Origin of the sequence: Janthinobacterium sp. SUN120, assembly GCF_030397735.1 — a bacterium.
Lineage (GTDB): Bacteria > Pseudomonadota > Gammaproteobacteria > Burkholderiales > Burkholderiaceae_D > Janthinobacterium > Janthinobacterium kumbetense.
Genome location: NZ_JAPUBW010000001.1, coordinates 1,868,183 through 1,888,258 on the forward strand (window position 1 = coordinate 1,868,183; position 20,076 = coordinate 1,888,258).

The 20,076-nt window shown below is 63.3% G+C and carries 23 protein-coding genes; 7 read left to right on the forward strand and 16 right to left on the reverse strand.

Features of this window, described 5'->3' with window-relative positions; genetic code table 11:
- Positions 1-91 precede the first annotated feature (91 nt).
- Positions 92-1,030, reverse strand: a complete 939-nt coding sequence (gene epsC / locus O0879_RS08215; RefSeq protein ID WP_077402556.1) for a serine O-acetyltransferase EpsC — start codon at positions 1,028-1,030, stop codon at positions 92-94.
- 188 nt (positions 1,031-1,218) lie between these two features.
- Between epsC and O0879_RS08220 the strand changes: the two genes are divergently transcribed.
- Positions 1,219-2,406 (forward strand): multidrug effflux MFS transporter, encoded by a 1,188-nt coding sequence (locus O0879_RS08220; RefSeq protein ID WP_289915861.1) that lies wholly within the window; start codon positions 1,219-1,221, stop codon positions 2,404-2,406.
- Between the two features lie 127 nt (positions 2,407-2,533).
- Here O0879_RS08220 and O0879_RS08225 read toward each other — a convergent pair whose 3' ends face one another.
- Together O0879_RS08225 and O0879_RS08230 are read right to left on the reverse strand one after the other, a co-directional pair.
- Positions 2,534-2,830: a hypothetical protein gene (locus tag O0879_RS08225; protein WP_289899018.1), complete on the reverse strand. Its 297-nt coding sequence runs from the start codon at positions 2,828-2,830 to the stop codon at positions 2,534-2,536.
- An 80-nt stretch (positions 2,831-2,910) separates the two neighbouring features.
- Positions 2,911-3,351, reverse strand: a complete 441-nt coding sequence (locus O0879_RS08230) for a carboxymuconolactone decarboxylase family protein (protein WP_035817618.1) — start codon at positions 3,349-3,351, stop codon at positions 2,911-2,913.
- Between the two features lie 104 nt (positions 3,352-3,455).
- Here O0879_RS08230 and O0879_RS08235 point away from each other — a divergent pair, with 104 nt between their 5' ends.
- Positions 3,456-4,928, forward strand: coding sequence for a PLP-dependent aminotransferase family protein (locus tag O0879_RS08235; RefSeq protein ID WP_099664577.1), 1,473 nt, complete (start codon positions 3,456-3,458; stop codon positions 4,926-4,928).
- Here the strand turns inward: O0879_RS08235 and O0879_RS08240 are convergent.
- The 5 genes from O0879_RS08240 to trxC all read right to left on the reverse strand — a co-directional run bounded on the left by O0879_RS08240 (position 4,897) and on the right by trxC (position 7,677).
- Entirely contained in the window at positions 4,897-5,487 is a 591-nt protein-coding gene (locus O0879_RS08240; RefSeq protein WP_289911648.1) for a DUF1287 domain-containing protein, read from the reverse strand. The genes O0879_RS08235 and O0879_RS08240 overlap by 32 nt on opposite strands.
- Before the next feature lie 62 nt (positions 5,488-5,549).
- On the reverse strand, positions 5,550-5,885 hold the full coding sequence (locus O0879_RS08245) for a DUF6616 family protein (RefSeq protein ID WP_289911649.1): 336 nt from the start codon (positions 5,883-5,885) through the stop codon (positions 5,550-5,552).
- 16 nt (positions 5,886-5,901) lie between these two features.
- Positions 5,902-6,648 carry a HEAT repeat domain-containing protein gene (locus tag O0879_RS08250; RefSeq protein ID WP_289915863.1) on the reverse strand — a complete coding sequence of 249 codons (747 nt, stop codon included), beginning with the start codon at positions 6,646-6,648 and terminating at the stop codon, positions 5,902-5,904.
- The gene (locus O0879_RS08255) at positions 6,645-7,154 is read right to left on the reverse strand and encodes a MarR family transcriptional regulator (RefSeq protein WP_289916168.1); all 510 of its coding nucleotides are present in this window, start codon (positions 7,152-7,154) and stop codon (positions 6,645-6,647) included. The genes O0879_RS08250 and O0879_RS08255 overlap by 4 nt, the downstream gene beginning before the upstream one ends.
- Before the next feature lie 70 nt (positions 7,155-7,224).
- The gene (trxC, locus tag O0879_RS08260; RefSeq protein ID WP_099379667.1) at positions 7,225-7,677 is read right to left on the reverse strand and encodes a thioredoxin TrxC; all 453 of its coding nucleotides are present in this window, start codon (positions 7,675-7,677) and stop codon (positions 7,225-7,227) included.
- 159 nt (positions 7,678-7,836) lie between these two features.
- Here trxC and O0879_RS08265 point away from each other — a divergent pair, with 159 nt between their 5' ends.
- Complete coding sequence (locus tag O0879_RS08265) at positions 7,837-9,264, forward strand: coniferyl aldehyde dehydrogenase (protein WP_289915869.1); 1,428 nt, start codon at positions 7,837-7,839, stop codon at positions 9,262-9,264.
- On the opposite strand, the gene O0879_RS08270 is transcribed toward O0879_RS08265, so the two are convergent.
- On the reverse strand, positions 9,265-9,870 hold the full coding sequence (locus O0879_RS08270) for a LysE/ArgO family amino acid transporter (RefSeq protein WP_034785705.1): 606 nt from the start codon (positions 9,868-9,870) through the stop codon (positions 9,265-9,267).
- 202 nt (positions 9,871-10,072) lie between these two features.
- Here O0879_RS08270 and O0879_RS08275 point away from each other — a divergent pair, with 202 nt between their 5' ends.
- Both O0879_RS08275 and O0879_RS08280 read left to right on the forward strand, forming a co-directional pair.
- Positions 10,073-10,963: a LysR family transcriptional regulator ArgP gene (locus O0879_RS08275; protein ID WP_034785706.1), complete on the forward strand. Its 891-nt coding sequence runs from the start codon at positions 10,073-10,075 to the stop codon at positions 10,961-10,963.
- 105 nt (positions 10,964-11,068) lie between these two features.
- Complete coding sequence (locus tag O0879_RS08280; RefSeq protein ID WP_289915871.1) at positions 11,069-12,079, forward strand: alpha/beta hydrolase; 1,011 nt, start codon at positions 11,069-11,071, stop codon at positions 12,077-12,079.
- A gap of 106 nt (positions 12,080-12,185) precedes the next feature.
- On the opposite strand, the gene O0879_RS08285 is transcribed toward O0879_RS08280, so the two are convergent.
- The 6 genes from O0879_RS08285 to O0879_RS08310 all read right to left on the reverse strand — a co-directional run bounded on the left by O0879_RS08285 (position 12,186) and on the right by O0879_RS08310 (position 16,778).
- Positions 12,186-12,824: a phasin family protein gene (locus tag O0879_RS08285; protein WP_099664585.1), complete on the reverse strand. Its 639-nt coding sequence runs from the start codon at positions 12,822-12,824 to the stop codon at positions 12,186-12,188.
- Between the two features lie 280 nt (positions 12,825-13,104).
- Positions 13,105-13,425: a hypothetical protein gene (locus O0879_RS08290; RefSeq protein WP_289911655.1), complete on the reverse strand. Its 321-nt coding sequence runs from the start codon at positions 13,423-13,425 to the stop codon at positions 13,105-13,107.
- A gap of 27 nt (positions 13,426-13,452) precedes the next feature.
- Positions 13,453-13,824, reverse strand: coding sequence for a VOC family protein (locus tag O0879_RS08295; protein ID WP_289905571.1), 372 nt, complete (start codon positions 13,822-13,824; stop codon positions 13,453-13,455).
- A 116-nt stretch (positions 13,825-13,940) separates the two neighbouring features.
- Positions 13,941-15,212 (reverse strand): YncE family protein, encoded by a 1,272-nt coding sequence (locus O0879_RS08300; protein WP_289915873.1) that lies wholly within the window; start codon positions 15,210-15,212, stop codon positions 13,941-13,943.
- Between the two features lie 54 nt (positions 15,213-15,266).
- A complete protein-coding gene (locus O0879_RS08305; protein ID WP_289915876.1) occupies positions 15,267-16,037 on the reverse strand; it encodes a creatininase family protein in 771 nt (256 codons plus the stop codon).
- Positions 16,038-16,313: 276 nt separating this feature from the next.
- Entirely contained in the window at positions 16,314-16,778 is a 465-nt protein-coding gene (locus tag O0879_RS08310; protein WP_289915878.1) for an SRPBCC family protein, read from the reverse strand.
- 368 nt (positions 16,779-17,146) lie between these two features.
- Between O0879_RS08310 and O0879_RS08315 the strand changes: the two genes are divergently transcribed.
- The gene (locus tag O0879_RS08315) at positions 17,147-17,566 is read left to right on the forward strand and encodes a hypothetical protein (RefSeq protein ID WP_289915880.1); all 420 of its coding nucleotides are present in this window, start codon (positions 17,147-17,149) and stop codon (positions 17,564-17,566) included.
- Complete coding sequence (locus O0879_RS08320) at positions 17,529-18,110, forward strand: lysozyme inhibitor LprI family protein (protein WP_289911660.1); 582 nt, start codon at positions 17,529-17,531, stop codon at positions 18,108-18,110. Before O0879_RS08315 ends, O0879_RS08320 begins: the two co-directional genes overlap by 38 nt.
- A gap of 255 nt (positions 18,111-18,365) precedes the next feature.
- Here the strand turns inward: O0879_RS08320 and O0879_RS08325 are convergent, their stop codons facing one another.
- Positions 18,366-20,012 carry a methyl-accepting chemotaxis protein gene (locus O0879_RS08325; protein WP_099664592.1) on the reverse strand — a complete coding sequence of 549 codons (1,647 nt, stop codon included), beginning with the start codon at positions 20,010-20,012 and terminating at the stop codon, positions 18,366-18,368.
- Between the last annotated feature and the right edge of the window lie 64 nt (positions 20,013-20,076).

The window sequence follows — 20,076 nt, forward strand, 5'->3', positions numbered from 1 at the left end:
AAAGCCAGGAACGCTCTCCTGGCGCGAAGAGTGGCCGAAAAACGTTCAGGGCAAGGCGCAGCGCCACCATGGACGTTTTCTCGGCCACGCTTCAATCGTTGCGCATCTGCGCCTGCGATACATTGCTTTCTGGCGGCACGCTTTGCGTCAGCCACACATTCCCCCCGATGGTCGATCCCGCGCCGATGGTGATGCGCCCCAGCACGGTCGCGCCCGCATAAATGACCACGTCGTCCTCGACGATGGGGTGACGCGGCGTGCCCTTGATCAGCGCACCGCTGGCATCGGCCGGGAAGCGCTTGGCGCCCAGGGTGACTGCCTGGTACAGGCGCACGCGCTGGCCGATGATGGCCGTCTCGCCGATCACCACGCCCGTGCCGTGGTCGATGAAGAAGGAGGCGCCGATGTGGGCGCCCGGGTGGATGTCGATGCCCGTCAGCGTGTGCGCGATGTCGGCGATCAGGCGCGCCAGGAAGGGCGCGCCGAGGGCGTGCAGCCGGTGCGCCAGGCGGTGGTACAGGATGGCGATGGTGCCCGGATAGCACAGCATGATCTCGGCCACCGAGGTGGCGGCCGGGTCGCCCGCGTAGGCGGCCTGCACGTCCGACACCAGCAGGGCGCGGATATCGGGCAGGCTGGCGGCGAAGGCGCGCGTGATGTCGCGCGCCTGCTGCGCCAGGGCCGCATCGTCGCTGGCGCCATCGCCTTCATCGCCGGCCGGCACGGAAAAGAGCAAGCCGCGCCGCACCTGTTCGCTGAGGCGGTTCAGGGTGGTGTTGAGGGTGTCGCCGACAAAATAGTCGATGCTTTCGTCCGTCAGGTTGGGCCGCCCGTAATGCGTGGGGAACAAGGCTGCCGACAGGCCGTTGACGATGGTGGTAAGGGCTTCGCGCGACGGCAGTTCGCGCACCCTGCCGTTATGGCGGATCTTGTGCTTGTCTTCGCGCGAGCTGCGCAAGGCCTGGATCACGGGCCCCAGGTTCCACTGGGCCGTGTCGTCGGCGGGCGCCGCGGGATAAATGCTGTGCATGGCGTATCACTTCCAGAAAACGGCAAACAGGCCGGGTCGCCCCAGCTTAACGGCGGCGGCAAGCGATGCAAACGAAGAATTTCAAGATTCCATATGCGAAAAACGCATATGGATGGCAAAAAGGCCGGCGCCAAACCTGATTCCGGTCACTAGCGTAAAATGACGGACTAACAAAAACACTCTTCAACATGACTAAATTATTAACATGGATTTTGGCGGGCCTGGCGATGGTCGGACCGCTTGCAATTGACACCTATCTGCCGTCTTTCCCCGCCATCGCGCATGATTTCAATGCCAGCCCCCTGCTGGTGCAGCAAACCCTGAGCTTTTTCCTGTTCACGTTCGCCTTCATGATGCTGTTTTACGGCACCCTGTCCGACTCGTTCGGCCGCCGTCCCGTCATTCTCGTCTCGCTGGTGCTGTATGTGATCGCTTCCGTGGGCGCCGCGCTGGCGCCGTCGCTGGGCTGGCTGCTGGCCTGGCGCGTGCTGCAGGGCCTGTCGGCGGGCGCCGGCTCCGTCATCGGCCGCGCCATCGTGCAAGACCGCTACTCGGGTGCCGCCGCGCAGAAAATCCTCTCGCACATCATGATGGTGTTCGCGCTGGCGCCGGCCATCGCCCCCGTGCTGGGCGGCTGGCTGCAGGTGGGCCTGGGCTGGCGCTGGATCTTCTGGTTCCTGACGGCCTTTGGCGTGCTGATGTTCGTCGTCGTCTGGCGCGCGCTGCCGGAAAGCCTGCCGAAGGAACAGCGCCACGCCTTCCACCTGGGCGACATCGCCATCAATTACTGGAAAGTGCTGTGCCACCGCCAGTTCCTGCTGCTGTCGACGGCCATCGGCGCCGCCTTTGGCGGCTTCGCCCTGTACATCGGTTCGGCCGCCTACTTCATCATCAACATCCTGCACCTGCCGGAAACGGCGTTCGCCTGGCTGTTCATTCCATTAATTAGCGGCATGGTGTTCGGTTCGGCCCTGTCGGCGAAGATCGCCCACCGCTACAGCCAGCGCCAGATGATCTGGACCGGCTTCATCCTGATGCTCATCGCCGCGCTGGTCAACATCGGCTACAACTACTTCTTTGCCGCCGAAGTGCCGTGGGCCGTGCTGCCATTGTTCTTCTACTCGTTCGCCCTGTCGATCGCCATGCCGCCGATGACCCTGATGGCCCTGAACCACTTCCCCAACAACAGCGGCCTGGCGTCGTCGATGCAGTCGTTCATCCAGATGCTGCTGTTCGCGCTGGTCTCGGGCCTGGTGGCGCCACTGCTGTTCGACAGCGCCCTGAACCTGGCGTATGGCGTGATGGCGGGGTTGCTGGTGAGTTTGCTGTGCTGGGTGTTTGCGCAGGGCAAGAAAGCGGAAGTGATCAAGCAGTAACTTTTACAGCGGATTTTTCAGGACGGAAGCACCTGAAAAACGTTCAGGACAAGGCGCCGTGCCGCAGGCAGTACGCCAGTACGGCAAGGCGCGGCAACGCAGTCATGGACGTTTTCTCAGGCGCTCCTCAAGGCCAGGGGGCGGGCGTCACATCCACATACTGCGCGCCGCCCTGCTCCGGTTCCGCTTCATTTTGCTGCGCCGGCTGGTTCAGGGAACCGGCCGGCGAACGCAAGCTCAAGATTTCCTTGCGCGCCTCGACGAAGTCGGCGGAACTGAGCGGGTGTTCCTGGTCGGGCCAATGGCTGACGGCCCATTCCTGCAAGGTTTCAAAGCGCCGCCACAGTTCCGCGATGAATTCGCGGCGCGCCTCTTCCAGCTGTTCCGGTGTCTTTTCAATTGCTTCGCTGATATTGACTTCCATGGCCGTTCCCTCGCTGACAAGTTGTCTTGCCAGACTACGCAGGGACCAGCCAGGCGTCTGTTCGCGAACGAACACAGGATTTATTCGGGCATCTTGCGGAAACCCACGGCCAGGCGGTTCCAGGTATTGATGGAGCCGATGGCCAGGGTCACGTTGACCATTTCCGCCGGCGTCAATTGTTCCGCCAGCGCCGCATACACGTCATCGGGCGCCTGGCTTTGCGGCAGCAGGGTCAGCGCTTCCGTCCAGGCCAGCACGGCCCGCTCGCGCGGCGTGAAGAACGGCGTTTCGCGCCAGACGGACACGGCATACAGGCGGCGCTCCGTTTCGCCCGCCTTGCGCGCGTCGCTCGTGTGCATGTCCACGCAAAAGGCGCAGCCATTGATTTGCGAGGCGCGCAGGCGGATCAGCTCGAGCAGCGAGTGTTCCACGCCCAGCCTGGCGATTGCCGCTTCCAGCGCGTACATGGCCTTGACGGCGTCCGGCGAAGCTTGTGTAAAATCGAGTCGTTGCTGTGTCATGATGCATTCCTTGAGGGAGTAGAGATGCACCATTGTAGTAGCCCAGGAACAGCACGCGGCAGGCCAATCCCCCCGAAAAACAGCAGACCACCAGCAGATACTCCATGGAATTACACATCCTGATCGACGGCACGCGCGACCTGGGCGGCCAGCTGTACCGCCAGCTCAGCGAGGCCATCCGCTCGGGCCGGCTGACGGACGGGCAGCAATTGCCGCCCTCGCGCCTGCTGGCCAGCCAGCTGGGCCTGTCGCGCAAGACGGTGTCCGACGTGTATGACAAGCTCGGTTATGAAAAGCTGCTGGTCGGCAAAGTGGGCGTGGGCAGCTTCGTGCAGACGCCGCACGCGTCGCCGCAGCGCCGCCACGCCAGCACGCCGCTGGCCAGCGCGCAGCGCATCGCCCGCTGGGAAGCGACGCCCACGCCCCTGCGCCGCGCCAGCCAGGAAGAGCCGGCGCGCTACGCCTTCATCGGCGGGCGCGCCACGCCCGCGCACTTCCCGCAGGATGAATGGCGCGCCTGCATGCTGCACGCGCTGCGCCAGGGTGGCCAGGCGCGCGGCCGCTATGGCCCGGTCGCCGGCTTGCCGGCCTTGCGCGCGGCGATCGCCGGCCATGCCGCTTTCAGCCGCGGCATCCATTGCACCGAGGAACAAGTGCTCGTCACCAGCGGCGCGCAGCAAGCCCTGCACCTGCTGGCGCTGACCTTGCTGGAAGCAGGCGACACGGTTGCCGTGGAAGAACCCGGCTACCCGGTGGCGCGCGCCGTGTTCGCCAGCCAGGGCGCCCGCGTGGTGGGCATCGACGTGGACGAGGATGGCCTCATCGTCGGACAAATCCCGGACGGCACGCGGCTGATCTATGTCACGCCCGCGCATCAATTTCCGCTGGGCATGCCGATGAGCATGGCGCGCCGCCATGCCTTGCTGGAACGGGCGCAGCAGCTGGGCGCCATCATCATCGAGGACGACTACGACAGCGCATTCCGTTACGAAGGCCGGCCCGAAGATTCCCTGCAAAGCATGGACCGCTACGGCGTCGTCGCGCACGTGGGCAGCTTTTCCAAGATCATGCTGCCAGAATTGCGGCTCGGCTATGTTGTGCTGCCGCAAGCTATCGTGGCCGCCGTGGAAACGGTGAAATACCTGAGCGATTGCCACACGGCCAGCCTGGGCCAGCATGCGCTGGCCAAGTTCATCGGCGACGGCCATTTGCTGCGCCATATCCGCCGCTGCCACGATATCTATGCGGGGCGGCGCGAGCGGCTGCAGCACTGGTTCAACGGCCCGCTGTCACCGTGGTTCCGCCTGGTGCCCGCCAGCGCCGGCTTCCACGTGGCGGCCCTAGCCCAGGCGCCGCTCGACATCGCCGAATTGCTGCGCCGCGCGCGCCTGGCCGATATCAGCCTGTATGCGCTATCGGGCTTTTATCACGGCGAGGCACGCCACGCAGGCCTGTTCCTCGGCTATGGCGCCATCGACAAGCTCGATATCGACACGGCGCTGGCCCAGGTGCTGGCGATCCTGCAAGAAATCGCTCCCCTGCCCCTCAGCGCGGTTGCCAACGATAGTGTCCCGTGATGGGATAGCTGAATAGGATATTTTCCTCGCGCGCGCCCTCGCCGATGTTGTGGATGATGAGCGGCACGCCGCCCCACGACTGCTTGTCGCTGACGATGCCGATGTGCGTGAGGTTGCGCGGCAGGCGCCAGGTGACGATGTCGCCCGCGCGGTAAGCGTTCGCTTCCTTGCTTGGCGGCAAGCTGGTGCCATGGCGGGCAAAGTAGGTGCCCAGGTTCGGCACGCGGCGGTGGTCGATATTGCGGTCCGGCCCCTTCATCTGCCAGCGCCCCTGCTGCTGGTACACCTGCCACGCCTTGCGCATGTCTTCGTGCACCAGCACCTGCAAATCCTGCCCCAGCTGGCGGTAGGCGCGCACCACTACGTCCGTGCACACGCCCCGTTCCATCGGCACGTCGCCGCCCGGATAGGCAAGGCGTTCATAGCGCGGGTCATACTGCAGGGTCACGCCCACCTGCTTGCGGGCGGCGGCGACGAGGGCTTGCGGGGTGGCAGGGATGGCCGACGCCAGCATGGGCGCCAGGGCAAGCATCAGGATGGAGAGCAGTTTGATTGGCATCAACGTCAATGGTCGGATGGAAATGCCAACTTTACCGCAGCAGCAAGGAAAACGGCGGACGGCTAGACGCCCGCCAGTTGCGCCAGATGGGCAGGAAAATCCACGGCCGGTCCTGCCGCATTGACGGTGTCGAAGTAATCGTGCCAGCCCGTGGCGGCGATGCCGGCCAGCAAGGCGTCCAGTGCCGCCTCGTCCGGGAAGCGCCAGACGGCATAAAATTGCTGGGCCGCCCCATGCAGCTTGCCGCCATCGATGGCGCCCATGGCCAGCGCTTCCGCGCCCGTGCCGGACAAGGCCACCATGCCGGCGCCCACCGTGCCGAAATACGCCTGGCGCGCGGCGGCGTCGAGGGCCAGCCAGGCGGGTTTCGGGCTGTACAGTTCTAACAGGTAATGCATGTTTTCCTCCAAAAAGTTAAGCAAGCGAGCGTTGGGCGCGCTTGCAGATGCGTTGGGTGGCGGCATTGGCACTTTCCTGCAACCATTGCGCACACAGGCTGCGCACCCAATCCGGCTGGCTCTTGGCCGCATCGTTGAGCCAGTTGGCCACGGAATCCTGCACGTAGAAGGCCGGATCGGCGCGCAAGGCGTGCAACACGGGCAAGGCCAGCTGCGGCTGTTCTTTCAACCGGGCAATATGCGCGCACCACACGCCGCGCGGGCGCAGCGCTTCGCAAGCGAAACGGCGTACTCTTTCCGACGGGTCAGCCGTCCACGGCGCCAGCAAGGCAATGGCCTCGTCAAGGCTCTCCGCCAGATGGGGCCGCAGCGCCAGCCAGGCCCATTCGCGCACGCCGAAGTGCCCATCGTCGGCCAGCGGCCGCATGGCCGCCAGCCATTGCGGCAAGGTCAAGCCGGTTTGGGCGGCGATGGCAAAGCAGACCCAGCCCCGTACCGTGTCGGAAGCATGGGCTTGCAGCAGCGCCAGGTCGGCGTTGGCTTCCAGCAGCAATTGCGCCGCCAGCGCCATGCGTTTGGTGATGCCGGCTGCGGCCTGCGCGCGCAGTTGATCCAGGCGGGCGGCGCCGATAGCGGGCACGGCCGCAGCCAGCAGCACGCTGAAATCGATGGCTAGCCCTTCCGTCAAGGTGGCGCTGGCCACGTTCCCGCCGTTCAGCAGGGCCAGGCGCGCGGGAGCGATGTCGGCGATGCCGCGGCTCATGCGGTACCTCTATCCGTCTTGCGCCAGGCTTTTTCCAGCAGCGCACTCAGCAACTGCATTTCTTCCGGCGTGAACTCGGCAAACAGGCTGGCGATCCATTGCGCGTGTTCATCGACCAGGGTCGCGGCGGCCATGCCTCCCTTGGCGCTCAGGCGCACCAGCAGCTTGCGCCGGTCGACCTGGTCCGCGTGGCGCGCCAGGAAACCATCGCGCTCCAGGCCGTCGAGCAAGCCCGTGATGGTGCCGCGCGTCACGCCGGCCCGCTCGGCCAGCTCGTGCGGCGACAGTCCGCCTGGCACGTCGCGCAGCAGGGACAACAGCACAAATTTTCCTTCCGACAAGCCATGCCGGCCCAGGCGCGCGGCGCAATCGCCATCGATGGCGGAGGCCAGGCCCAGCACTTCAAAGCACAGGCGCAAGCGCGCCCCGGACTGCGCCATGTCGAGACCGCTGGCGCGACGCTGCACGTCGCCCAGCAGGGCCGTGTATTTCTGTTCGAGTTTTATCATATGGCGCAATATAATATGGCACCATATTAAAAGTCAAATGAAAAACCTCAATGGTTTTCCCATGCGCCTAGAAACGCGCCTTGTCCCTCGCCCAGGCGATGATGGCTTGCGCATCGATGGCGCCCGGCTGGCGCGCCACTTCCACGCCCTTGCGAAACAGGGCCAGCGTGGGAATGCTGCGGATATTGAAACGGCTGCCCAGGTCCGGCGACGCTTCCGTATTCACCTTCACGACGCGAAATGCGGGTTCCAGGGTCTTGGCGGCTTGCACATAGAATGGCGCCATGCTGCGGCACGGACCGCACCACGGCGCCCAGAAGTCGACCAGCACGGGAATGTCGCTGCGTTCGATATGCTTGAGGAAGCGGGCGCTGGCCAGATCCACGGGCTGGCCCGTAAACAAATCCTTCTGGCACTTGCCGCACGTGGGCTGTTCGATCAGGCGCGCCGCCGGCAAGCGGTTGACGGCGTCGCAATGGGGGCACACGATGTGCAGGGAGTCTGGCGTGGTCGAGGTCATGGCATTCCTGGAAAGAGTAGCGTACAGTTGCCGGACATTTTACGGCGTATCGTGCAGCGCCGTCGGCACGCTGGCGGCACTTGTCCGCAGAGTCCACTATAGTGTGCTGAAACGTGTGATGAAACGGCGCGCACATTGCCGGGCCGGCCAAGGAAAACAATGCCTGATGTCGCAGAAAACATGCAATTGAGCACCGAACTGACTGCCGCCCTGCGCTTGCAGCGCGCCGCCTGCCTGGCCCACCCCGTGCCGACTCTGGCCGAGCGCAAACGCGACCTGCACACCTTGCAGCGCTTCATCCGCGACCATAAAGACGCGCTGTGCGCGGCAATCAGCGCCGACTACGGCAACCGTTCCCGTCACGAAACCTTGCTGGCGGAAATCTTCCCCGCCATCGATGGCATAGCCCATGTAATAAAACACTTGAAAAAATGGATGCGGCCACAGCGCCGCGGCGTGGACTGGCGCAGCTTTCCTGGCGCCCGCAACCGCGTGATGCCTCAGCCGCTGGGCGTGGTGGGCGTCATCGTGCCGTGGAATTTTCCCGTGAACCTGAGCCTGGTGCCCTTGACCTATATCTTCGCCGCCGGCAACCGCGCCATGGTCAAGATGAGCGAAAACTCGCGCCACCTGGCGCGGCTGCTGATCGACACCATGCCTGCCTACTTTCCACCAGAAAAGCTGCAGTTCTTTGACGAAACGGGCGGCGTGGGCATGGCTTTTTCACAACTGCCGTTCGACCACCTGCTGTTTACGGGTTCCGGCCAGACGGGCCGCACCGTCATGGCGGCCGCCGCGCGCAATCTGTGCCCCGTCACGCTGGAGCTGGGCGGCAAGGCGCCGGCCATCGTCTGCGCCGATTTCGACGTGCGCACGGCAGCCGAGCGCATCCTGTTCGTCAAGTGCCTGAACGCGGGACAAATCTGCACCAGCGTCGACCACGCCTGGCTGCCCGAGACCAGCATTCCTGCCTTCGTCGAGCACGCACGCGCCATCGTGCCCACGCGCTACCCGCGGCTGGACACGCCCGACTACACCTCCATCATCGACGAGGCCGCCTTTGATCGCCTGCTGCAGGCGCTCGACGAAGCGCGCGCGCGGGGCGCGCAAGTGATTTCGCTGTTGCCGGGGCCCGCCTACGACCGCGCCACGCGCAAGATCGCGCCGCACATCGTGCTCGGCGCCCCTGAGGACAGCCTGCTGCTGACGCGGGAAATCTTCGGCCCCATCCTGCCGCTGCGCGGCTATGCCAGGCTGGACACCGTGATCGACAGCATCAATGCGGGACCACGGCCGCTGGCCATCTATCCGTTCAGCAACAAAGCAGACACGGTGCAGCTGCTGATCGACCGCGTGATGTCGGGCGGCGTCTCCGTCAACGACGCCCTGTACCACGTGGGCCAGCACGACCTGCCGTTCGGCGGCGTGGGCGAGTCCGGCATGGGCCACTACCACGGCGTCGAAGGCTTTCACACCTTCAGCAAGCTGCGGCCCGTGTTTTACCAGGCCCGCTACAGTGCATTGAAACTGCTGTGGCCGCCGTATGGCAAGCTGGCCAGCCGCATGCTGGCCTTCCTGACCCGCTGATTACAGGAACAGCGAGGCGGCGATGGCCCACATGACGAGGGCGATGATGCCGTCGAGCACGCGCCAGGCCATGGGCTTGGCAAACACGGGCGCCAGGTAGCGGGCGCCAAAGCCCAGCAGGAAGAACCACAGGGCCGAAGCCATGATGGCGCCGCCGGCGAAGTAGAAACGTCCCACGCCTTCATGCTGGCCGCCGATCGAGCCGAGCAGGATGACCGTATCGAGGAAGGCGTGCGGGTTCAGCAGGCTGAACGCCAGCGCCGCGCCAATCACGGCCCAGTAGCCTTCCGGCGACTTGGCAGCCGACACCGTCAAGGCCGTTGGGCGCCAGGCGGACTTGGCGGCACGCAAGCCATATGCGATCAGGAAGGTGGCGCCGCCGGCCTTGGCCCACAGCAGGAAATTGGGGTTGTCTGCAATGAAAGTGCCCATGCCGGCCACGCCGGCCGTGATCAAGATCGCATCGCACACCAGGCAGACCAGGATGCAGGTGAGCACGTAATGGCGCTTCAAGCCCTGTTTCAGCAAGAAGGCGTTTTGCGTGCCGATGGCAACGATCAGGCTCGCTCCGAGCCCCATGCCTTTCAAGAAGATTGCGCTGTCCATATCGATTCCTTTATTGCTTTCCATCACGCGCACGGCCGCCCACGCTCTGCCGGCAACGGCAAAGTCATCAAAGGTAGGTGGAGGGTGTAGCGGTACCAGCAGGACCGCGCGGGAGAGTGGAGTTGTTACCCTATTTCAACAGTGTAAAGAAAAAGTAAATATAAGTATAATGAATGATTCTAACCATATATAAGAGAAACTTATGCGCGTCGTCGATTACCGTGGATTGGCCGCCCTCGACGCCGTGATCGGCCTGGGCAGCTTTGAAAAGGCCGCGCAGGCGCTGGCGATCAGCCAGCCGGCCGTGTCGCAGCGCATCCGCACCCTGGAAAACCTGGAAGGCACTTTATTGATCATCCGCAGCCACCCGCCCCTGCCCACGGAAGCGGGCCAGCGCCTGATCGCCCATTACCGGCAAGTCAAGCTGCTCGAAGCGGCGCTCGACGCCCAGCCCGGCCCCACCACGCATTTGCCGGAACTGGCCATCGCCGTCAACGCCGACAGCGCCGCCACCTGGATCCCGGAAGCGCTGGGACCGCTGCTGTCGCCGCCGTCCTGCCTGCTCGATATCCGCCTCGACGACCAGGACCACACCCTGAGCCAGTTGCGCGAAGGGCGCGTGTTTGCCTGCGTCACCAGCGCCAACGACCTGGTGGCGGGCACCACGGCCACGCCGCTGGGCGGCATGCGCTACCTGTGCGTGGCCTCGCCCGCGTTCGCGCAGCAATGGTTTCCCCATGGTTTTACGGTGGAAGCCGTCAGCCAGGCGCCCGCCATCACGTTCGGCAGCAAGGATGCCCTGCACGAGCGCTACCTGCAACACCGCCTCGGCTACACGGGCCGCTATCCGCACCACGTGCTCGGTTCGGCGCGCGACTTCGTGCGCTTCATCGAAGCGGGCTATGCTTACGGCATGGTGCCCCTGCTGCAGGCGGAAACGGCGCTGGCCGCCGGCAGGCTGGTTGACGTGGCGGCCGGGCAGGCGCTCGACGTGCCCCTGACCTGGCATGCCTGGGATATCCAGACCCCGCTCACGCGCACCCTGTCGGACGCCGTCATCGCCACCGCGCGCAAATGGCTGTTGCAGGATTGATTGACGCATGCCACATTTATCTATGCTATACAGCAACTTCCCCGTGTGCGCCCTGCCCTGCCTGGCCTACACTGCAAGCATCACCCCTCACCATCAGGAGCTGGCATGACGATCCTGCGCACCACCCTGCTCGGTTTGCTGGCGGCCATCCCGCTGGCTGCCGGCCTTGCCGCCTGCTCACCCTTGATGGCCATCAATGCCTTCTCGTCCGGCAGCGCTTCGCACGTGACGCGCGGCCTCGCTTACGGCCCCCTGCCACGGCAAAAGCTCGATGTCTACGCCCCCAAAATCCGCACGGGACCCGTGCCCGTGGTGGTGTTCTTTTATGGCGGCAACTGGACGACGGGCGAGCGCGCCGACTATGCCTTCGTTGGCCATGCGCTGGCGGCGCGCGGCTATCTGGCCGTGATCGCCGACTACCGGCTGTATCCGGACGTGCACTATCCCGAAATCCTGCAGGATGCGGCCCGCGCCGTGGCCTGGGCCGCGATGGAATCGAGCCGCCACGGCGGCGACCCGACGCGCCTGTTCGTCATGGGCCATAGCGCCGGCGCCTACAATGCGGCGATGGTGGCGCTCGACGCCAGCCTGCTGGCGCGCCATGGCATGCACCCGCACGACTTGCGGGGCTGGATAGGCCTGGCCGGCCCCTATGATTTCTTGCCGATCGAAAACACCACCACCTGGCCCGTCTTCTTTTACCCGGACACACCCGCCGCTTCGCAGCCCATCCACCACGTGACGGCCGAAGCCCCGCCTGCCCTGCTGATCGCCCCCCTGCCCGGACAGGATAAACTGGTCGATCCGCGACGCAACACGGGCGGTCTGGCCAAGGCCTTGCGGACGCTTGCCAGGCCCGTGACGGAAACGTATTTCGACCACGTGGGCCACGCCACCCTGGTCGCCACGCTGGCCGCACCCTTGCGCAGGCTGGCGCCCACCCTGGACGCCGTCAGCGCCTTCATCGACGCCAACAGCGGGAGCGGTGACGCGGTCTTGTCCGCCGTCTCGCCGAAGACAGCCGTGCCGGCAAGCATCACCGTGCCCACCCGCTCACCTGGCGCGGCCACGCCGGCCTCTGAACTGCACGCATACGACAAAACGCCCGCCCCGTGAAGGGCGGGCGCTCTGTCCAAACCAGGAGGCACGATGCTGCGTGCCGGCTGGCCGCAGCTCAAGGCTCGGCCCTCGCGAAGCGGCTCAGCCGCAAGCAGCCTCGTGCTTACTCTTTACGGCTGGCGCTGCTGCTCTTGCTTTGTGCGGAACCCGCTTGCGATACGCTGCCGCTGGCCGAGCCTTCGCTGCCGGCCGACTGCTGGCTGCCCTGGTGGCTGCCGCTTTGCAGGCTTTGGCCGTCACGGCTTTGCGCGCCCCGTTGCTGGTCGCGGCTGGCGCCGTTTTGCTGATAGGCCTGGAAAGGTTCAGCGATGCGCTGCATGGCTTCCTGCTGCTTGCGCACGTTTTTCTCCGTTTCTTCCGACGCCGTGCGGGCCACTTCTTCGGCCAGCGCCTTGGCAGTACGGCTCGTTTCATTCACATGACGCTCTGCCACGTTGGCCAGTTCGACCTGCGTATCGGCTGCCAGGCGCGACACCTGTTGCTGGTACTTGCGCAGTTGCTCGGCGGCTGGCTGGCCCGCCGCGGCAGCCACCTGGAACACATCTTCAGCGCGCTCGACCGTCAGCAGGTTCTGGCTGGTGACTGCGGTTTCTTCCAGCAAGCCTTGCGCCAGTTGCATGTTCAGGTCGCTGAAGTGCTGCACCGACTGGAACAGCGACTTCGACAGTCCATTGAAAAAAGCCAGTTGCGCTTCCAGGTGGTTTTTGGCGGCGGGGGTAACACTACGGGAATATGGATACATGGAGTTCCTCATTAGATAGCGGTTGGGTGGACATAAACAGATGGCGACACCACCGGCTGTCGAACGGTGAGGCAGACGGCCGGGCTACGCCACGAAACGCGAAAAAACATATCCGATTGGTGGGACGATGCTTTGCAACGCGAGTCCCAAGGCTACGTGAGCACCGCAGTTGAGGGATGATCTGGATCAAAGGTGCGCTAGGCTGCGCAGAAAGTTTTGGCTGGACGGCTTGCTCTTGGCAAACGTCAGTGACGTGATGGGAAATCTGTGCCAGGCAGGTTCAGCCCGGCACGACGGGCTTGTAGCCACGGCTGCGCAGCGACGCTTCCAGCCAGCGGTTGCCATACCAGCCGCGCGCCAGCAGGTAACTGAGCTCCGCGGCGGCCATCAGCAGCATCATCGGGCCGATGCGCAGTTCCGTGGCCAGGTGGCTGCCAAACCACAGGCAGGCATCCATGGCCAGCATGAGCAGCAACAGCCACCAGCGGCGCTTGGCGACGGCCCAGAGCGAGCCCAGCAAAAGGGCCGGCCAGGAAAAGCCCGCTTTCACATAGGCATAGCGGCCGGCATCGTCGGCAAACAGGGTGGCGCTGTGCTTCATGCTGCTCTCTTCAGGTAATGACCGGCGTCAAGGTTCGGGACGGTGGCAGACGGCTTCGACATTGTGACCGTCCGGGCCCAGCACGAAAGCGCCGTAGTAATTCGGGTGATAGATTTCGCGGATTCCGGGGGCGCCGTTATCCTTGCCGCCCGCTGCCAGTGCGGCCTGGTAAAAAGCATCCACCTGGGCGCGGTTGTCCGCCGCGAAGGCGAGATGCATGCCGGCATGCGGCGCGCCGCCCACGCCGAACCAGAAATCGGGCTTGCCATCCTTGCCCAGGCCGACCCAGCCCTGCACTTCCATCACCACCGACACGCCCAGGGGCGCCAGGGCGGCCGAAAAGAAGGCCTTGCTGGCCTGTGCATCGCTGACATTCAAACCGATGTGATCAAGAATCATGCTGGTGCTCCCTGAAGGTAGTGGAATGGGGAATACAGTATGCGCCAACATTGCTTTTTAGGCAAGCATAACTGCAGACCCGGCACTGCGGTTCCAGGGAGCGCCACGCGCCTCGCCTAGCGCAGGTTGCCCGTATGGCCCAGCGAATAGCGGCCCGGCTGCGGCCACACGGTCAGGCCGTGCGGCTCCTGGCCGACTTTCACTTTGGAAACGTCGCCACTGTTCGTATCGATGCGGTACACCACGTCGTCGAAACGGCCGGACAGCCACAGATATTTACCATCGGCACTCACATTGCCCATGTCGGGGCTGCCGCCGCCGGGGATCGGCCAGTTCGACACGACTTTTTCCGTGGCGAAGTCGATCACGCTGACGCTGCCCTTGCCCTTCGGCTTGCCATGGATGCGGTGCGTGCCGCGGTTGGCCACGTACAATTTCTTGCCGTCGCGGCTGGGGTACAGGCCGTGCGCGCCCACGCCCGTCTGGATGAAGCCGATTTCCTTCAGGGTGGCGCCATCGACGATGTGCACGCCGTCGGCGTCCATGTCGGCGATGAAGAATTTCTTGCCGTCCGGCGAGATGCGTATGTCTTGCGGCATGCCCTTCTTGACGCTGCAGATTTCATTCGCCGGGCCGCCCACGGGGCCGGACTCGGCAAAGCGCTTGGCCGGCATCTGCAATTTCAGATAGCCGTCGACCTTGCGGCCCACCAGGTCGATCTTCGCAATGGTGCCGTCGAATTCGCAGGTGAACATGGCGTAGCGGCCGTCATTGGAAAAATCGGCATGGTTGATGCCGCCGCACTGGGGCGTGTCGATCGAGTACTGCACGGCCATGGTCTTCGGATCGCGGAAATCGAGGCGGTGGCGCGCTTCGGCCACGACGATGGCCGACTTGCCGTCCGGCGTGTAATACATATTGTAGGGATCATCGACGGGCACTTCCTTGCCCGGCTTGCCCGTCAGGGGGTCGATCGGCGTCAAACTGCCCTTGTCCGTGCGCTCGGCATTGTTCGCCACCCACAGGGTGCGCAAGTCCCACGACGGCACGACGTGCTGCGGGCCGCTGCCGACCTTGAACTTGTCCACCACTTTCAGGCTGTCCTGGTCGATCACATACACGTCGTTCGAGCGCAGGTTGGGCACGTAGACCCGGCGCAAGTGATCCTTGACGACGGGACTCATATTGCTGCTGGCGATGCTGCCATACACGTTTTTCGGGTCCACCAGCGGCGGCATGCCCGGCAGCGGCGAATAGATTGCGGCCGGTGCTGCAGCGGCCGGGGCCGGCGTACTGGCGCCGATGACCTGGCTGGCCACGCCCAGGCCGGCCAGTGCGGCAGCCAGGGCGGACAAGGTGACGATGGTGCGTCGTTGAGATTTTTTCATGTGATTTCGCGTCGTTTCGTTGCAAAAGCCGGAAGTTCAGCACTTCCAGCGGAATTATTTAGGTCGTTGCAGCAGTTGCCTGATGGCGGCCACCGAGGTGCCCACCTGCAGCTTGATACCGATCTGACCCAGTTCAGCCGTGGCGCGGGTCGCGTCGCCGCGCACGCCGTCCGCCACGCCAGGCTTGGGTCCGTGGGCCATGGCCTCGCTGCGCACGAGCGACGGGTCCGTCGCCAGCATCAGCGCCGCGTCCGCCAAGCCGGCATGCAGGCCGATCTCGGCGCTGCTGTGGCCGCGCTTCTGCAGTTCGGCAATATAGGCCGATTGCGTGATGTCATAGTAATCGAGCAATGCGTAAGCGCGCGCTTCCTTGCCGGCGGAAGCCTTGCCCCAAGCGCGGTTGAGCTTATTCGCCACGTTCTGCTCGTTCTTTTGATAGCCGCCATGGTCGCCGATAAAAATGATGTCGCGGAAACCATGCTGGCGCAGGCTGGCGGCCGCCCCTTCCAGCACGGCTTCGAAGGCGGCTGGCGGTATCGAGATCGTGCCGGCAAAGCGCATGTGGCCGGCCGGCGGAGCAATACTGCCTTCCGGCACGTAGGAAACGACGGGCGCGACGATGGTATTGCCCAGCTTTTGCGCAATCTGCCGCGCCAGCAGCCCGGCGCGCACATTGTGCTTGCCCAGCGCAATATACGGCCCGCTCTGCTCGACGCCGCCAATCGGCACCAGCACGGTGGTGGCGCCATGGTCGATACGGCTGCGCAACTCCGTGCTGGTCAGTTCTTCCAGCATGACGCTGCCGCTGGCTGGCGTAGCCGCCATGACGGGCGCCGTGAGCAGCAGGCATGAAAACGTCAGGACGAACAGGGAAACGAGGGGCTTGCGTGAAAGGCGGAGCGTGGATGGCGCGCAAGGCGCCGTTCGCTGGGGGAACTGCAGAGTCATAAGCCAACATCTTTCCGAGGTCAAAGCGTGGTGCCGTGCCCGGCCTTGCCAGGCAAGCTGGCTGCCACGCAAGAATTGTATTCCATCATGACGGGAACGGCACGTTAATTTGCTGCAGTGCTTTGCAAGGAATTGACGAGGGGAAACTATCTATCAGGCTGTAGTCGCGTCCGCCCTGCCCGCCTCGCCATCATGGAGCGTTTCGTTGCGCTTCTCGGCATAGGCCTTCAACGAAAGCATCGTCCTGGGAAGCCCGTCCCTGACTTGCCTGGCAACGCCTGGTCCGAACAGAAAGGCAAGCGCTCCCGTAAACCACACGCGGTGAACGACTTCCGACCCGCCATTGACGGCGGCAACCGTGTGTTCGAAGTGGATGCGGAACAGGGGGATGTGGCCCTCGACGGTGAACGAGCGGCCGGCAGTGCGCTCCGTGACCAGCAGCGGAATGCCCATGCCCTTGCTGGGAACAATCCTGCCATGCGTCCCCACCGCGAACGGCCCATTGAGCCGGGCTTGCTTTGTATCCGGATCCCACAGGTGCCATCGGTCGACCTCGCTCCAAATCTGGTCGACGACCGTGGGCGGGACTGCAATGTGGATGCTTTCTTTGATTTGCATCAATTGGGAATCTCCCTATCATTGTGTAAAAGTAACTGGGTCTGCTATCCGGCGCCGCGCAGTGTCTGCATATTTGCCTGCGGCATAGCATTCATCACGCAATATCGCCATGCCATTGCGCCAATTCAAAGATACTCCGCCAGCAGAAACAAATGCCGCAGCTTTTTCTTTGCCTCGACAAAAAAGATATCTGCTGGAATTGCAGGATACACTGTTTTTTTATCATGCCAATAGAATTAGATTCTGGTTATACTGGTCGCAGATAAAGCCGGGCCATGATGACAGCCTTGTTTGGCGCCAGGATCAAGGGATGCACCGGATTCGACCGCGCTGCTCGCCATAACCACGAGCATATGAAACTTTGAGAAATGATGAACACAGCACATTGGCGGGTTCAAGAACTACAGCATCACTCAGCGGATATCGCCTGGCTGAATACCGAGGATGCCCGCCGCGCCTATGAGATAGCAGGCCTTCACGACTCGAAGACGCATCTCGGCCTGAACGCTAACACCGTTGACGCGATCGAGCGGTTCGCATCCGGAGAGGATGCGGCCATCGCAAGCAAATGGTTACGTGCCCGTGTGCCGGGAAACCAGCAAGTCGTGGTGGTATTTGGAGAAGACGAATGTTTCTTGTGCAGCAGTGTGTTCCTGGTCGAGAATTGGTCGGATATTTTTGTCCCTTCACGTGACGACGCGATGGTTTATTCGAACGACACGCCGCTTATCCTTTTTTACTGCCACGAGAATGAATTCGAAGTGGGACAGCGCATTATCTTTGATTAACAACCGGGTCAGGCCAGGAGCGGACCTCAATACGATCAATTATCAGAAGGAGCGAGTGCTCGTGGGAATTGCTGTTTTAAGCCGGTTGTCCATGTTGGGCCTTATTTTTTTGTGCCTTTCGCTGTCGTCCTTGACCAATGCCTCCGAACAACAAAGCGATATGGCATCGATAAAGCAGGAGCATTGCGAAGAAAGTAATAATCTTGAAAATACTTTCTGCATGAGTCGAGAGCTTAAAGAATCCGACACGCGTTTGAACGTCATCTACAAGACATTGATGTACGCGCTTGCCAAGCCACAAGGGCTGCAAAGCGCGCAACGTGCATGGCTTGTTTTCCGCGACGCGGAGTGCAAGTTCCAGAACAAGGCAATGCATGGCGGAAGTGCTTACCATTTTTCGATGGACTTATGTTTGATGCAACTGACTGAGCAGCGCATATCGGCATTAGAAACCGTTAGGCCCTGTAATGGATGCGTAGAATTCAAGGATGCGTTTTATAAAACGGGATTCAACTTGCCAGAGCGCAAACGCACTCCTGCTTAGGGCAAGTTATGACACGGGGCCAAACTTGATGGCTTACTCCCGTCTTAACGCGCTTCGATTGCGATGTCCGCTTTGGACTGCGGACTCACGCGCGTACAAGGCAAGCAGGCTCTCTGGACAGCGCGAAAGGGGGCGATGCCTCCCCGGCAACGTTACCGACACCTGCAACAGCTACTCCAAATCAACATTCCCCCATGGAACAGCACCGTCACCAAAGAAAAACCCCGGCGTACCGGGGCAATTCAATTACTAAACTTAAGCGCGGGCGCTGCGGCCTGGCAACGCCAGGCGCCGGCTGGCTGAGGCAGACGCCGGGGCCGGCAAGCCGCCTGCCACTTTCAACGGTTTTGCCTGGGCGTCGCCACGCAGGCGGAACACGGCCACCACGTCGACCAGTTCGACGGCGCGGTCTTGCAGCGAGGATGCGGCGGCCGCCGCTTCTTCCACCAGGGCCGCGTTCTGCTGGGTGACCTGGTCCATTTGCGAAATGGCCTGGTTCACCTGCTCGATGCCGGCGCTCTGCTCGTGGCTGGCGTTGGCGATATCGCCCATGATGTCCGTCACGCGGCGGATGCTGGCGACGATTTCTTCCATCGTCGCGCCCGCCTGGTCAACCAGCGCGCTGCCCGTGTTGACCTTGTCGACGGAATCTTCGATCAAGCCCTTGATTTCCTTGGCGGCAGCCGCCGAGCGCTGCGCCAGGTTGCGCACTTCCGTGGCCACCACGGCGAAGCCGCGGCCCTGCTCGCCCGCGCGGGCCGCTTCGACGGCCGCATTCAACGCCAAAATGTTGGTTTGGAAGGCAATGCCGTCGATCACGCCGATAATGTCGGCGATCTTCTTCGCCGATTCGTTGATCGAACCCATCGTGCCCACCACTTGCGCCACCACGGCGCCGCCCTTGCGGGCCACGTCCGAAGCGGACACGGCCAGCGAATTCGCCTGGCGCGCATTGTCCGTATTCTGACGCACGGCCGAGGTCAGCTCTTCCAGGCTGGACGCAGTTTCTTCCAGGGAAGACGCCTGCTGCTCCGTGCGCACGGACAAGTCGGCGTTGCCGGCGGAAATCTGCGCGGCCGCCACGCTGACCGTATCGGCCGAGGTACGCACGGTGGCGATCACGCCGACGATGCGCTCGAGGAATTTGTTGAAGGCGGTGGCCGTGCGGCCCACTTCATCCATGCGCTCGACGGGCATGGCGGCGGACAGGTCCAGCGAAGCGCTGACACGCTCCAGCGTGTGTTCGATATCGCCCAGGCCGCCGCTGATGGTGCGGTAGATATGCCAGGCCAGCGCGCCCGTCAGCAGCACGGCCACGCCCAGCACGGCCAGCATGGTGTTGAACGCCGTATCGTAGGCTGCCAGGCTTTCCGCCTTGACATCGTCGACCAGCTTGTTGTTGTAGGCGATATGGTCATCCATGCTTTTCTTGGCGGCAGCGGCAGTGATGGCCAGCGGCGTGCCGGCCAGCAAGGTGGCGCGCACGCCATCCATGTCGCCCGCGTAGGCGGCGGCAAAGAATGGCACCAGTGCGCGGCGGTAGGCTTCCATCGCGGCCTGGTCGGCATCGAGCATCTTGCTGTCCGTCGCATCGTACAGGCGCTCTGCGCGGTAGGTAGTGATGACCTTGTCGAAATTCGTGTTGGCATCGGCCACGGCCTTGTCCAGCGCCGTCTTGTCGGCCAAATTCGAGAACACGGACAGGCGGTAGCCGGCCAGACGCGAATCGGCCAGGAAACCCTTGGCCGCATTCAAGCCCTGGATGCTGGGGATGATGCGGTTTTGCACCGTGTCAAAACGCTCCTGGGCGCGCTGCAGCTGGATGGCGCCGCCGGCGCCCAGCAATAGCAGGGCCAGCAAGGCGATGGTGAGAGTCAGAATTAATTGCTTGGTGATATTCATGGTGTTTCACAGTAAAAAGAGTGGCCTGGCAAGGCCAGGCAGGATAAATAGCTGCCGATCAGGT

Excerpts from the sequence above, each read along its gene's own strand:
- epsC (WP_077402556.1), bottom strand. The coding sequence starts at position 1,030 with ATGCACAGCATTTATCCCGCGGCGCCCGCCGACGACACGGCCCAGTGG.
- O0879_RS08220 (WP_289915861.1), top strand. The coding sequence starts at position 1,219 with ATGACTAAATTATTAACATGGATTTTGGCGGGCCTGGCGATGGTCGGA.
- O0879_RS08225 (WP_289899018.1), bottom strand. The coding sequence starts at position 2,830 with ATGGAAGTCAATATCAGCGAAGCAATTGAAAAGACACCGGAACAGCTG.
- O0879_RS08230 (WP_035817618.1), bottom strand. The coding sequence starts at position 3,351 with ATGACACAGCAACGACTCGATTTTACACAAGCTTCGCCGGACGCCGTC.
- O0879_RS08235 (WP_099664577.1), top strand. The coding sequence starts at position 3,456 with ATGGAATTACACATCCTGATCGACGGCACGCGCGACCTGGGCGGCCAG.
- O0879_RS08240 (WP_289911648.1), bottom strand. The coding sequence starts at position 5,487 with ATGCCAATCAAACTGCTCTCCATCCTGATGCTTGCCCTGGCGCCCATG.
- O0879_RS08245 (WP_289911649.1), bottom strand. The coding sequence starts at position 5,885 with ATGCATTACCTGTTAGAACTGTACAGCCCGAAACCCGCCTGGCTGGCC.
- O0879_RS08250 (WP_289915863.1), bottom strand. The coding sequence starts at position 6,648 with ATGAGCCGCGGCATCGCCGACATCGCTCCCGCGCGCCTGGCCCTGCTG.
- trxC (WP_099379667.1), bottom strand. The coding sequence starts at position 7,677 with ATGACCTCGACCACGCCAGACTCCCTGCACATCGTGTGCCCCCATTGC.
- O0879_RS08265 (WP_289915869.1), top strand. The coding sequence starts at position 7,837 with ATGCCTGATGTCGCAGAAAACATGCAATTGAGCACCGAACTGACTGCC.
- O0879_RS08270 (WP_034785705.1), bottom strand. The coding sequence starts at position 9,870 with ATGGACAGCGCAATCTTCTTGAAAGGCATGGGGCTCGGAGCGAGCCTG.
- O0879_RS08275 (WP_034785706.1), top strand. The coding sequence starts at position 10,073 with ATGCGCGTCGTCGATTACCGTGGATTGGCCGCCCTCGACGCCGTGATC.
- O0879_RS08280 (WP_289915871.1), top strand. The coding sequence starts at position 11,069 with ATGACGATCCTGCGCACCACCCTGCTCGGTTTGCTGGCGGCCATCCCG.
- O0879_RS08285 (WP_099664585.1), bottom strand. The coding sequence starts at position 12,824 with ATGTATCCATATTCCCGTAGTGTTACCCCCGCCGCCAAAAACCACCTG.
- O0879_RS08290 (WP_289911655.1), bottom strand. The coding sequence starts at position 13,425 with ATGAAGCACAGCGCCACCCTGTTTGCCGACGATGCCGGCCGCTATGCC.
- O0879_RS08295 (WP_289905571.1), bottom strand. The coding sequence starts at position 13,824 with ATGATTCTTGATCACATCGGTTTGAATGTCAGCGATGCACAGGCCAGC.
- O0879_RS08300 (WP_289915873.1), bottom strand. The coding sequence starts at position 15,212 with ATGAAAAAATCTCAACGACGCACCATCGTCACCTTGTCCGCCCTGGCT.
- O0879_RS08305 (WP_289915876.1), bottom strand. The coding sequence starts at position 16,037 with ATGGCGGCTACGCCAGCCAGCGGCAGCGTCATGCTGGAAGAACTGACC.
- O0879_RS08310 (WP_289915878.1), bottom strand. The coding sequence starts at position 16,778 with ATGCAAATCAAAGAAAGCATCCACATTGCAGTCCCGCCCACGGTCGTC.
- O0879_RS08315 (WP_289915880.1), top strand. The coding sequence starts at position 17,147 with ATGATGAACACAGCACATTGGCGGGTTCAAGAACTACAGCATCACTCA.
- O0879_RS08320 (WP_289911660.1), top strand. The coding sequence starts at position 17,529 with ATGAATTCGAAGTGGGACAGCGCATTATCTTTGATTAACAACCGGGTC.
- O0879_RS08325 (WP_099664592.1), bottom strand. The coding sequence starts at position 20,012 with ATGAATATCACCAAGCAATTAATTCTGACTCTCACCATCGCCTTGCTG.